The sequence below is a fragment of the Vibrio sp. NFR genome (assembly GCF_027587095.1).
In the GTDB taxonomy this organism is placed as follows: domain Bacteria; phylum Pseudomonadota; class Gammaproteobacteria; order Enterobacterales; family Vibrionaceae; genus Vibrio; species Vibrio harveyi.
Genome location: NZ_JAPPTN010000007.1, coordinates 65,643 through 78,375, shown reverse-complemented (window position 1 = coordinate 78,375; position 12,733 = coordinate 65,643). Strand labels below are relative to the sequence as shown.

General features: G+C 43.8%; 12 protein-coding genes. 4 read left to right on the top strand and 8 right to left on the bottom strand.

The genetic code is table 11. The features are described 5' to 3' along the window. Positions 1-197 precede the first annotated feature (197 nt). Together OH463_RS14770 and mlc are read right to left on the bottom strand one after the other, a co-directional pair. Positions 198-1,145 (bottom strand): chemotaxis protein CheV, encoded by a 948-nt coding sequence (locus tag OH463_RS14770; RefSeq protein ID WP_005444843.1) that lies wholly within the window; start codon positions 1,143-1,145, stop codon positions 198-200. A 232-nt stretch (positions 1,146-1,377) separates the two neighbouring features. Further along, on the bottom strand, positions 1,378-2,595 hold the full coding sequence (gene mlc / locus OH463_RS14765) for a sugar metabolism global transcriptional regulator Mlc (protein WP_005444840.1): 1,218 nt from the start codon (positions 2,593-2,595) through the stop codon (positions 1,378-1,380). Between the two features lie 319 nt (positions 2,596-2,914). Here mlc and pyk point away from each other — a divergent pair, with 319 nt between their 5' ends. After that, positions 2,915-4,357 carry a pyruvate kinase gene (gene pyk, locus OH463_RS14760; RefSeq protein WP_005444839.1) on the top strand — a complete coding sequence of 481 codons (1,443 nt, stop codon included), beginning with the start codon at positions 2,915-2,917 and terminating at the stop codon, positions 4,355-4,357. A gap of 49 nt (positions 4,358-4,406) precedes the next feature. On the opposite strand, the gene OH463_RS14755 is transcribed toward pyk, so the two are convergent. Further along, the gene (locus OH463_RS14755) at positions 4,407-5,552 is read right to left on the bottom strand and encodes a patatin-like phospholipase family protein (RefSeq protein ID WP_269991530.1); all 1,146 of its coding nucleotides are present in this window, start codon (positions 5,550-5,552) and stop codon (positions 4,407-4,409) included. Between the two features lie 18 nt (positions 5,553-5,570). Next, positions 5,571-5,663, bottom strand: a complete 93-nt coding sequence (cydH, locus tag OH463_RS14750; protein WP_005444835.1) for a cytochrome bd-I oxidase subunit CydH — start codon at positions 5,661-5,663, stop codon at positions 5,571-5,573. A 127-nt stretch (positions 5,664-5,790) separates the two neighbouring features. On the opposite strand from cydH, the gene OH463_RS14745 reads away from it, so the two are divergent. The 3 genes from OH463_RS14745 (at position 5,791) to OH463_RS14735 (ending at position 8,421) form a co-directional block, all read left to right on the top strand. Then, positions 5,791-6,381 carry an outer membrane protein gene (locus OH463_RS14745; protein ID WP_017817853.1) on the top strand — a complete coding sequence of 197 codons (591 nt, stop codon included), beginning with the start codon at positions 5,791-5,793 and terminating at the stop codon, positions 6,379-6,381. Between the two features lie 481 nt (positions 6,382-6,862). Continuing rightward, positions 6,863-8,323 (top strand): sodium-dependent transporter, encoded by a 1,461-nt coding sequence (locus OH463_RS14740; RefSeq protein ID WP_009699396.1) that lies wholly within the window; start codon positions 6,863-6,865, stop codon positions 8,321-8,323. Further along, positions 8,323-8,421: a MetS family NSS transporter small subunit gene (locus OH463_RS14735; RefSeq protein WP_005444829.1), complete on the top strand. Its 99-nt coding sequence runs from the start codon at positions 8,323-8,325 to the stop codon at positions 8,419-8,421. The genes OH463_RS14740 and OH463_RS14735 overlap by 1 nt, the downstream gene beginning before the upstream one ends. A 62-nt stretch (positions 8,422-8,483) precedes the next feature. Here OH463_RS14735 and OH463_RS14730 read toward each other — a convergent pair whose 3' ends face one another. The 4 genes from OH463_RS14730 to OH463_RS14715 form a co-directional block, all read right to left on the bottom strand. Further along, positions 8,484-8,885 carry a hypothetical protein gene (locus tag OH463_RS14730; RefSeq protein WP_005444828.1) on the bottom strand — a complete coding sequence of 134 codons (402 nt, stop codon included), beginning with the start codon at positions 8,883-8,885 and terminating at the stop codon, positions 8,484-8,486. A gap of 233 nt (positions 8,886-9,118) precedes the next feature. Next, positions 9,119-10,549 carry a PTS glucose transporter subunit IIBC gene (ptsG, locus tag OH463_RS14725; RefSeq protein ID WP_005439576.1) on the bottom strand — a complete coding sequence of 477 codons (1,431 nt, stop codon included), beginning with the start codon at positions 10,547-10,549 and terminating at the stop codon, positions 9,119-9,121. A 445-nt stretch (positions 10,550-10,994) separates the two neighbouring features. Continuing rightward, positions 10,995-11,762: a TatD family hydrolase gene (locus OH463_RS14720; protein ID WP_269991529.1), complete on the bottom strand. Its 768-nt coding sequence runs from the start codon at positions 11,760-11,762 to the stop codon at positions 10,995-10,997. Continuing rightward, positions 11,753-12,715 carry a DNA polymerase III subunit delta' gene (locus OH463_RS14715; protein WP_199451092.1) on the bottom strand — a complete coding sequence of 321 codons (963 nt, stop codon included), beginning with the start codon at positions 12,713-12,715 and terminating at the stop codon, positions 11,753-11,755. The genes OH463_RS14720 and OH463_RS14715 overlap by 10 nt, the downstream gene beginning before the upstream one ends. Positions 12,716-12,733 lie beyond the last annotated feature (18 nt).

Genomic DNA, 12,733 nt, shown 5'->3' with positions numbered 1-12,733 from the left:
GTCATGATGACTTTCGATGTTAACCATATCATTAAACGGAAGTACCCTATATTGATAAGTCTAAATAGACTCATAGGTGAAAAGTGACGCGATATACTTTACATATTTCATTCTCAGAAATATGTAAAACAGTTTAGCAATCACCGTTCAATTAATCACCTATTCTTATGGATTAATTTAGGGCTCACTGATTAATTCTACGTATATAAAACTTGACGCATTCTGTCTTGTGCGACTTCAACCAAAAGATCAGGCTGGAACTTAGAAATAAAGCGATCACACCCCACTTTTTGCACCATGGCTTCGTTGAAGCTACCACTTAAAGATGTGTTTAAGGTGATAAACAACTTGGACATTCTAGAATCAGAACGCACTTCATGAGTCAGCCTATACCCGTCCATCTCTGGCATTTCCGCATCCGTAATCATCATCAGCAATTCTTTTTCGATGTCTTTGCCTTCATCACACCAACGTTTAAGAACCGTTAATGCTTCTAAACCGTCGCGACATTCGATGATGTTCAAACCAAGCTGAGATAAGGTGTCTCTTACCTGATTACGCGCGGTTGATGAATCATCAACAATGAGGACATTTTGTCCAATCATCGCTTGAGCCAGTTCTCGATCTAGTATGCCGTCAGAGATGGTCACGTCATAATGAACGATTTCAGCCAGTACTTTTTCTACATCAATAATTTCAACGATTTGAGATGAATCCCCATCTTTCACTTGGGTGATCGCAGTTAGGTAGTTAGAGCGTCCTGATGTAGATGGTGGCGGCTGAATCTCAGTCCATGCAGTATTGATGATGTTGCGAACCGGTCCTACAAGGAAACCTTGAATAGAACGGTTGTACTCGGTGATGATCAAGTTCTCTTCTTCAACTTCACCACGCAATGGAGGGAAACCGATCGAGCAACGTAAATCAATCACAGGCACAGCTTCACCACGCAAAGATGCCACACCACGAATGTTATAGTGAGAACCTGGCAGCTTAGTAAGCGGAGGCAGTTTGATCACCTCTTTCACTTTAAAAACGTTAATCGCAAATAACTGGCGACTATTTAGCGTGAACAGCAAAAGCTCTAGTCGGTTTTCACCTACTAGATTTGTACGCTGATCAACCGTATTTAACACTCCGGACATACCACTACCTAACTTTGAACGACTACCTTTCACTCTTTATAGAAAACTGTGTTGGAACAACAAAGTAATACTTTTTTATGAGTGTTCTACAATACTTACGAAAATTACATTAATGCTATTGATATAGCAATGAAGCAGCGCTCAGATTCGAGTTTTCTCTGCTCATATGATCAAAAAAGGGCGAACCTTCCTGTTCACCCTCTGTAAATGCCCTATTCTGATGTCAGAAAAATTAACCTTCAATCACCTTCATCAACAACTGACCGTCGTACAGTGCTTGCTTAATCAAAGCCGCTCCCGGCATGGTCGCTTGTTTATAGAAACGAGACTCCACCAGTTCAAGGTCTTGGTGGTAAACCGGCAAACTTTGTTCTTCAATACAACGACGAACAGCAGGATAAAGCACCTCTTTCGCTTGGTTGATCACCCCACCAATTAAGATCTTTTCTGGGTTAAATAGGTTAATAACAATCGCAATGGCAGAGCCTAAGTAACGACCAAGCTTCTCGATAACATCAACAGCCAGAGGGTCGCCATTTGCAGCCGCCTCACAGATACTTTCAATGCTCATTTCTTCTTGTTCAGCAAGAACTGAAGCTTCACCTTGAGCAATACGAGTCACAACCTCTTCTCGAATCGCTTGTGAGCTGGCAACGGTTTCAAGGCAACCAATATTGCCGCAATGGCAACGCTTGCCATTCGGATCGATTTGGATATGACCGAGTTCACCGATGTTACCGTGTCGACCTTGTAGCACTCGACCATCCAAGATAATACCTGCGCCTAAGCCGTGGTGAATAGAGATAAGAACCGAGTTGTCGTTGTCTTGTGAATGACCAAACAGTTTCTCTGCTAGTGCCCATGCACGCGTATCGTTGGCAATAAAAACCGGTAAGCCTGTTGCTTTGTATATTTCAGGACCTAACGCTAGGTTCTCAACATTGTAATGCGGCATTTGCAACACGATACCCTGCTCTGAGTTCACTAGACCGGGCAGAGTAATCGCAATACTGGTAACACGATCAAGTTGATCGGCGTAGGTTTGGAAGAATTCATCAATTTCGTAGAGTAAACGTTCCAGCACATCATCTTGGTCACGTTCGTGGATATCGATTTTGGTATCGATAAGAACGTCACCGCCAAGCTCGTGCAGTGCAATCGTCAAGTAGCCTCGACCTAAACGCATCGACAAGAATTGCCAACCTTCATTATTGACCTGTAACCCCACCGCAGGACGACCGCGACTGGTTGCTTCCTGTACCGTTGTTTCATGGATCAGGTGGGCTTCAATCAATTCTCGAGTGATCTTAGTGATACTCGCAGGCGCAAGCTCACTTTGCTTGGATAAATCGATTCGAGATATTGGACCCTTTAGGTCAATTAGTTTGTATACACGACCAGCATTGACCTGTTTGATATGATCAATATGGCCCGGTTGAGCCATGTACATCTTGCACTCCGAAATTCTATAACGGGATAATTTTTTTACTTTGCGAAGTAATTGTGAAGTGAATTGATAAATCCCCGTGACAAGCATCACGTATAAACATGTTTGTTTGTGTATTCAATCAAATAACTAGAAATCGACTCCTGTTAAATTGTTTGAAAAATAACTTATTTTATTCATCAAATTAGGTCACAACACCTGTGTGTTGATGTTTTTTCAGCACTTTGACCTAAATGCCAACAATCCGCGCATACTGTGCATATACTTAGCGAGAATAGAATTCGAGTTATCTAGTCCTACACCTGCATTCTTCGGAGAATCTATGACTTCCATATTAAGAAGAACCAAAATTGTTACAACGCTTGGCCCTTCAACAGATAAAGACAATGTCCTTGAAGAGATCATCAAAGCTGGAGCAAATGTCGTCCGTATGAACTTCTCTCACGGTACCAGTGACGATCATATTCAACGCGCGCAAAAAGTCCGTGCTATTGCGGCAAAACTAGGACGTCAAGTTGCCATTCTTGGTGATTTACAAGGTCCAAAAATCCGCGTATCCACCTTCAAAGATGGCAAAATTCATCTTGATGTCGGTGACAAATTCACACTAGACAGCGATTTACCAAAAGGTGAGGGAAACCAAGAGTCCGTTGGTTTGGATTACAAAGAGCTACCGCAAGACGTTTCACCTAACGATATCCTGCTCCTTGATGATGGACGTGTTCAACTGCAAGTCACTAGTGTCGAAGGGAATAAAGTTCATACACGCGTCACCGTTGGTGGCCCTCTGTCTAATAACAAAGGTATCAACAAGAAAGGTGGCGGTTTATCTGCCGATGCATTAACAGAGAAAGACAAAGCGGACATTCTCACTGCCGCTAAAATCAAAGTCGATTACCTTGCGATTTCTTTCCCTCGTAATGGCGAAGATATGCACTATGCTCGCCGTTTGGCAAGAGATGCAGGTCTAGAAGCAAAACTCGTAGCCAAAGTTGAACGAGCAGAAACGGTAGCCACTAGCGAGTCGATTGATGACATTATCCTTGCGTCCGATGTAGTGATGGTTGCTCGCGGCGACTTGGGCGTAGAAATTGGCGACCCAGAGCTTGTTGGCGTGCAGAAAAAACTCATCCGTCGTGCTCGCAGCTTAAACCGCATCGTGATTACTGCGACTCAAATGATGGAGTCTATGATTGCGGCACCGATGCCAACCCGAGCAGAGGTCATGGACGTTGCCAATGCCGTGCTAGATGGTACAGATGCGGTAATGCTTTCTGGAGAAACGGCAGCAGGTCAATTCCCAGTAGAAACTGTCAAGTCCATGGCAGAAGTATGTATGGGCGCAGAGAAGATGGCTGAAGCAAGCTTGTCGACGTATCGCTTAGATCGCACCTTTGCAACCGCAGAAGAAACCATCGCAATGTCCACTATGTACGCAGCTAACCACATGGAAGGCGTAAAAGCGATGATTGCCTTGACCGAATCTGGTCGCACTGCGCTCATGATGTCTCGTTTGAGTTCTGGTCTGCCTATTTTCGCGTTATCACGCAACGAATCGACACTGAATCGTGCTGCGCTTTATCGTGGGGTAACTCCGGTGTACTTTGACTCAAAAGGTGGCGCAGGTCTAACTACCGCGCACGATGCAATTGTGACGTTAAAAGAACAAGGCTTATTGGATGAAGGGGATTTGGTGATCATCACTCAAGGTGATGTTATGGACGTGGTTGGTTCAACCAACTGCATGCGAATCCTGTCAGCATAAGTTCAACACTTGATAAGCAAGGGCACCGAAATGGTGCCCTTTTTATTATCTAGGCTGTCTCTCGCCCTTCCATATTTAATTTGTCGTAAAGCTGAATCAGGTTAAAACCGGTTTGCAAACCAAGCTGATAATCATGCTCAAGAGCTTCAGGGTCACTTAAAAGAGATGAGGATTGCAGCTCCTCTTTCGGCGCCAATTGCAAAATAAAAGTATCGTCAGGCGGTGCGCTAAGGAAAGCTTGCGTCAACTCGAAGGTTTGATAGTGGATCATCAACATGTCTGCTAATCCAGAATCAAAATTCTCACCAATCAAATGGCTCAAACGATAGAGGTTATCGGCTCCAAATAGCCAACGCCCCCCATTTAATAACTTTCTGCCAGACAATTTAGATTGATGTGCTGCGTTAATTTTTTGCTGCAAGAAATTGCTCCAATCTTCCTTCCATTGATGGACCTTATCTTGCCAAGATTCTTGAACCGAGTTTATGGACTCTCGGTACCATTTGATCCCTTCTTCACCAAGCTCACTTTGCGCTTTGGCTTCCGATTCAGAGAAAGGCTCAGTGCGGATCACTATGATATTTCGTGCATTTTTACGCCACGCTTCTTGAACAGGAATCGATGCAGAAACGCCGCCATCAACAAAATGCTGCCCGTTTACATTTACAGCACCTTGATACAGTTTTGGAATAGCGCATGTAGCCACCATCGTATTGAGCCAATCACCACCGAGTATTGGTAAGTAGTGGTCTGAGAGCGTATCGACGTTAGTGACCGCAGCAAACGCTCCTCTTTGACCTAGCGCAGAGCGACCAAGATCCAGATCGAGTTTATAAGGGTAATCTTGAATACGTTCGAGCGCCCACTCCAAACCTAAGTACTGTTTTTTACGAATGTAGCGGATCAGATGGAAGAACTCGGGAGCCGTGGTCAGATCGGTTATAAAGGCTTTACCCATACCATGCTGACGGCAAAGGAAAGCACAAAGGTTAAGCGCTCCGGCAGACGTACCATAGAACTCGTCGAATGGGTCGAAATTAGAGAGAAGAAATGCGTCTAGCACACCAGCGGTAAAAATCCCTCTCTGCCCTCCTCCTTGTGCGACAAGGGCAGTTTTGCCATTTCTAAACTGATCATACACTTGAATGTCGAGCTCAGCATGGCTATCAGTGATAATACCGCTGTTGCGTATCATAGGCGTAATGCCGTTAGTTTAAGCCGTCGTAATCGCAATGATGCCAAAAGAGAGTAAAACTGCGAATACCGTAACGACGATGAGTAGGGCTGATTTTAGATCGTGTTCCATAGACACCTCCTTTTGTTGTAACAAATTAATAACACCAGTGTGAATTATGTTCAAGAATTGCCTAATTTAGTCGCACGATTTTGACTAAGGCATCACAATTAGCTTAGTCATAATAAGGAGATAGCAAATGAACAATAAAATTGGCTGGCTAGTTGGGAGTGTATTATTGGGTTGTTCTATGGCAGCTCAAGCAAACGTTATCGTCACTCCCTACATTGGCTTCACGGGAGGAGGCAAAGTAGAAGATGAAAACAATCGCACCTACGATCTTGACCCTTCAATTAACTACGCTTTATCGGTAGAGACTCCTTTTGAAATGGGTCGCTTAGGTTTGTTCTATTCGAATCAGTCTTCTGAACTACAAGATGTGAACAACTCAGCAGACATCCATTATCTGCAGTTTCAAAGCAGCATCTACTATCCAGTGGCGACAGGTTGGCAAAGTTATGTTGGGCTTGGATTGGGTGCTTCATATGCTGATGCTGATTGGGTGGATGACAAATACGGTTTCTCAGCTAGTGCTTTCGCAGGACTTGAGTACACATTTTCTAAAAACTTTGCATTGACCGCTCAAGTTCGTTGGTTAGGTACCGTTGTTGACAATGACACCTCAGGAGCATGCGTGCTTCCTACTGATGGTTCTTCTTGTGTAATCAAGTTTGAAACCGACTGGATGAACCAATTTCAATCCAATATTGGCTTTAGCTTCCGCTTCTAACGGCTTTCACTTCTAAAGAATCGTTTTGACGCCAAATCGTCTATAGGGTGTATCGAACGCAGAGATACGCCCTAATAATCAAAAAGAGTTTATTTGACCAAGATCACATCAATAAGACAGTCATATACTCTGAAAATAACCCCATCTCACTGATCAGATAACCTAGCAAATCACGATTTAACAATATTTAAACCAGATAAAATCTCGCCGTTAACATTTAGAATCTATTGCGATAAATAATGTAAAAAGTTAGTCTGAAGACAGAAAGCAGAAGAATATTTCAGCTTTTGCAAACACACATCAAAATTTAAAGCATTTAATTCTAATTCTTCATTGGCAAAACAAAGTAAAAAACCAGAAAGTAACAATAATACCGAATTTAGGATAGAAAACTGACGGATAACAGTTGCCCTTTATTCTGCTGGGATTTACACCTGCCAAGAAGAGCTTCATTCCTTAGGGAGTTGTACAGGAGTCAAATATGAAGCGAGAACAATGGGGATCCCGTGCGGGATTCATCTTAGCTGCAGTCGGTTCAGCCATCGGTCTGGGTAACATCTGGCGTTTCCCTTATATGGCTTATGAGAACGGTGGTGGTGCCTTTTTTATTCCTTACCTTTTCGCCATGATTACTGCTGGTATTCCATTTATGATTCTGGAATTCAGTATGGGACAAAAATACCGTGGTTCTGCTCCGAAAACATTAGCTAAAATCCACGCCAAGTTTGAGTGGCTTGGCTGGTTCCAAGTGGGTGTAGCTGCGGTTATCGCCGTTTACTACGTCGCTGTTATTGGCTGGGCAATTTCTTACTTTGGTATGTCGTTTACCCAAAGTTGGGGTTCTGACACCAATGCTTTCTTCTTTAGTGAATACCTAAAACTTGGTGATAACTCACCAACGGATTTGGGCAGCATTCAATGGAAGATCGCAGTATCCATGCTGATTGCTTGGGCGATCACCTACACGGCAATTGTGAGTGGTGTTAAATCAGGTATCGAACGAGCATCAAAAATCATGATGCCAATCTTGTTCATCATGGTCGTGTTCTTGATTGGTCGTATGATTTTCCTTCCTGGAGCACTAGATGGTGTGAACTACATGTTTGAGCCTGATTTCAGTAAGATTTGGGACGTGAAAGTGTGGGCAGCTGCGTACGGGCAGATCTTCTTTACCCTAAGTATCGGCTTTGCCATCATGCTAGCGTATTCCAGTTATCTGCCTGAGAAATCAGACATCACGAATAACGCCTTCATGACTGTCCTTATCAACTGTGGTTTCTCCATCTTAGCCGGTATCATGATCTTCTCAGTGCTTGGTTACATGGCTCAAGAGCAAGGTAAACCACTAACTGAAGTCGTCTCTGCTGGTGTTGGTCTTGCGTTCGTAACGCTACCTGCCGCTATCAATTTGTTACCAGCGCCATATATTCTTGGTCCGCTGTTCTTCTTTGCTCTCGTTGTAGCTGGCTTAAGTTCGCACATCTCAATCATGGAAGCGGTAACATCTGCAGTTATCGATAAACTGAAATGGAGCCGTAAAAAAGCGGCAAACGTGGTGATTGGTATTGGCTTTATTGTCTCAATGGCATTTGCAACCAACGGAGGTCTATTATTACTTGACCTTGTCGACCACTTTGCTAATAACGTCGGCATCATGGTTGGCGGTCTGGTTGAAATCGTCCTAATGGCTTGGCTACTTAAACAAGTGCCAGAAGTTCGTGACTATGTAAATGAGCGTTCAGATTTCTCTATTGGTCAATGGTTTGTAGTCTGCCTACGTTTTGTTACTCCAATCATGCTAGCAATTATCCTAGCAACTAAGCTATATGCCCTTCTAACAGAAGGTTACGGTGGCTACGACCTAACTCTTGGCTGGGCAATGATTGCCGCGCTATTTGTGTTTGGTGTACTGATTAACGTGGTAAGCAAGGAGAAAGCGTAATGACAACAAGTGCAATTATTATGATGGTTATTGGTCTTGGCATCACTTGGGGTGGCGCAGCTGTGTGCATCAAGCGAGCGATGGATAAGCAGCAATAATACCGTTCCTTTATCAAGAATAATGCCGGCGTTGATGCCGGCATTTTTGTATCTGCTTTAACTCAAAAGCTGTATTTAACCCCAAGAGCTCCACCAATTTGAAGATCGGGTCCTTTATACAGATCGAGCTCTGGATGAATTTGCGCATAGAGATCCCATCCTTTTGAAAGATCCCAATTCACGCCAAGCGGAACACGAAAACCAAATTCATCATCCCACTCGTACCAACCACCAACACCTACATACCAGGTCAGCGGCATATTTTGCTCAAAAGAACCACGTTTCGCGATATAGTCAAATGCCATCCCGTCATTACCGATGATACCTCGATATTTATCATCGATTTCAACTACGACACTCAATTGCTGATCCACTGCCATACCAACGGAAAAATTCGTCGGTTGGTTTGCTGCCATACTTACACTAGGTAACAGTGCTGCTGCCAGCATTATTTGTTTTTTCATACACGTCATCACTCTAAAAAAACGGCGTGCATAATTCAAACATGATTTAGTTTTGGTATGTCAGCAATGAGTAAGGGAGAGGTACGAAAAACGCTACAACTGTAAGGCTGCGTATTGTGTCACGATGTGGGACGTTAAATTAAAGATAAGCCGTTAGTCGTCGTGGTTTCAGCATGAAAAACAGGCACAAAAAAAGGAGACCGAAGCCTCCTCTTTTCTATGAATGACTGAGATTAGCCGTGGTTACGAATCCACTCATCCATTTCAGTTTTTAGGTTATCAGACTTAGTACCGAAGATAGCCTGAACACCACCTGCTACAACTACAACACCAGCAGCGCCTAGTTGTTTTAGCTTGTCTTGGTCAACAGCAGCTGTATCAGCTACCGCTACACGTAGACGAGTGATACATGCGTCTAGACCAGTGATGTTTGCTTTGCCGCCGAATGCTGCAACAAGCTCACCTGCCATGTCAGAACCAGAAGTTGCAACAGCTTCTTCAGATTCATCTTCACGACCTGGAGTTTTAAGGTCAAGAGCAGTGATTACTGTGCGGAATACTACGTAGTAGATTACAGCGTAAACTAGACCAACAGCTACCATCAGACCCATCTTCTGAGCGTGACCAGATAGAACTAGGAAATCGATCAGACCATGTGAGAATGAAGTACCGTGTACGAAGCCTAGAGTGTTAGCAACAACGTATGCAGAACCAGCTAGTAGAGCGTGGATACCGTATAGTACAGGAGCAACGAATAGGAATGAGAATTCGATTGGCTCAGTAATACCAGTTAGGAATGAAGTCAGTGCAGCTGACGCCATGATACCCATTACTTTCGCGCGGTTTTCTGGTTTAGCACAGTGAGCAATAGCGATTGCCGCAGCTGGTAGACCAAACATCTTGAACATGTAACCACCCGCTAGCTGACCGAAGCCATTACCAGCAGCACGAGATGCATCATCTGCAACTAGGTAACAAGTTAGTACGCCGTTTTGAGTTTCACCAGCAGCGTTCACACAAGTACCTGCTTCGAAGAAGAATGGTACGTTCCATACGTGGTGTAGACCGAATGGGATTAGAGAACGCTCAACTACGCCGTAGATACCGAACGCAAGCTGTGGGTTTTGGTGTGCAGCCCAGTCAGAGAATGCAGAGATTGCACCGCCGATTGGTGGCCATACGATAGATAGTACAACACCTAGGATGATCGCAGCGAAACCAGTGATGATTGGCACAGCACGCTTACCAGCGAAGAAGCCAAGGTACTCTGGAAGTTGGATTTTGAAGAAACGGTTGAATGCCCAAGCAGCAACACCACCGACAAGGATACCACCTAGTACACCTGTGTCGATTTTCTCAACGCCCATGATGCCAGCCATAACGCCTAGCGTTGCTGTCATGATGCCGTAACCAACGATAGCAGCTAGACCAGCTACACCGTCGTTGTTTGTGAAGCCTAGTGCTACACCAACAGCAAATAGAAGTGCCATTTGGCCGAATACTGAACCACCAGCTTGTTCCATTAGGTTAGAAACCACTTCTGGAATAAAGCTTAGGTGGGCAGCACCAACACCTAGTAGGATACCTGCGACTGGTAATACTGATACTGGTAGCATCAGAGCTTTACCAACTTTTTGCAGGTTTGCAAAAAGGTTCTTAAACATGTTTATGCTCCTGATAAATTATAAGTATTATTTGGGCACTAACGGCACACCCCCGTAGCCTAAATGTTAGCACCCAATGAAAATGTAACCACACGTTGCATTATATTTTCCGGCTCTAAATATATATTGATGGCCCTCAAACTTTCCACACAGTTACGAAATTTAGTTTCAAAACAAGCCGCAGATCACACCTAAAAACCGTCGATGAAAAGGTTTGCATCAAACCTATATCACTGTTTTATAAAGATTTTATTATCTACATAATTAATTTTAAGGCGTAAATAAAATAAAGGTCGATGTTATTTTTAGTAACAAAATTACATTTGAGGGATTTGGATGCGGTTAAATCAACAAATTTAGTAAACATTAAACTAAATGATCTTTTTGGTGCATTTATCAACAAAAAAGGGGCAAAAGCCCCTTTTTTAATCTGCCTATTGATTTTTCATCGCAAAAAAAGATTTCGGAAATTTTCGCTGGTTTTTTGCCCAACTTCAGACAAGGCACACTCTTTCAACTGTGCAATATAGGCAGCAACTTCGACAACATAGGCTGGTTGGTTCTCTTTTCCACGATGTGGAACAGGGGCAAGATACGGAGAATCTGTCTCAATAAGCAACTTTTCAAGAGGTAGGGCTTTCACAACATCCTTCAATTCCGTCGCTTGGCGGAAAGTCACGATACCTGAAATCGAGATGTAAAACCCTAAATCGAGTGCAGCTTCTGCAAAAGGCAGATCTTCAGTAAAACAGTGTATGACGCCACCACATTTTTCGGCTCTGCCATTGCGTAGAATTTCTAATGTATCTTCACGTGCATTACGAGTATGAATAATCAGTGGTTTGTTTAACTCTACTGCTAGGTCAACTTGCTGCTCAAAACGCTCTTTCTGCAGTGCGGCGGTCTCTGGTTTGTAATGGTAATCCAGCCCCGTTTCACCGATCGCCACAACTTTTTCATGGGACGCGTACTCTCGTAAGATATCCATCGAAAAGGCACTTTCAACATCAAGAGGATGAACACCACAAGACGCGTGAACGTTATTGTAAGGTGTGATCATTTCGAGCATTTTAGGGAAAGAGTCCAAAGTCACACCAACGGACAATAACTCAGTAACATTAGCTTGCTTAGCTTTGTTGATAACGTCTTCAACATTAATATGAAGGTCATCGTAATTCAATTTGTCTAGATGACAGTGCGAATCTACGAACATAATGCCTCTCGTGATTCAATTAACCAATTCATAGATAGTAGCTCAAGGTTTAAGCCTGGAAAGGTTTGTCGTTGAGCTTTCAATTCAAGCAGCTTTTGGGCCGCTTGATACAGACCGTTATATCTACCGGGCTGAAACTGAGCGGCGCCAGGAAGCAGATCCACTTCCGTAACACCAAATTGCGCTTTCTGGGCATCGGTCAACAAATACCACGCCCAGTCTAACGCTTTGTCTGGATTCTTAGCCATTAACGTCGCGCACCGAAACACATCTGACAAAGGCGAAGACAAAGTCTCAATCAAGCAGCGCTCAAACGCTTGATACTCATCCAGCTCACCACTTTTTGCTGCTTCCAGCGTATTTATTGGTGAACCCATATTCAACTTAAGCGCATAAGGGGGCACTTGAGAAGCCCCTTGCTCACTCATCCAGCTCATAGCTTGCTCTGTTGAAGGCGTAGCCACGACCCATTGCTGACAGCGACTTTGAATCGTTGGCAGTAATCGCTCATGGTTCTGTGTAACAAGCAAGAACAAACACTTCTGCCCTGGTTCTTCTAGTGTTTTCAACAACGCATTGGACGCAGACTCGTTCATTGCTTCCGCAGGTTCGATAATGAACACGCGATATCCATTTAGCTGTGATGATTCATGAGCAAGACGATTACAAGCGCGGATCTGATCAACCGTAATCGATTTGCCTTCTTTTTCCGGCTTAACCCAATGTAAGTCTGGATGACTATTAGATTGAGTTAGCTGACAACTGTGGCAAAAACCACACGCCTCACTGGTGTAGTTTTGGCACAAAAGAGAGTGGCTGAAGAGTTCAACCAGTTTTTCAACGGCCAACCCTTTCTCACTTTGTAGTAACAAAGCTCCAGGAACTCGCTCTGAATCCAAACTGATTTTGAGGTTATCCCAAACGGGCTGTAACCATGGAAAGTCATTTAACATGAATCACCTCAATCTACC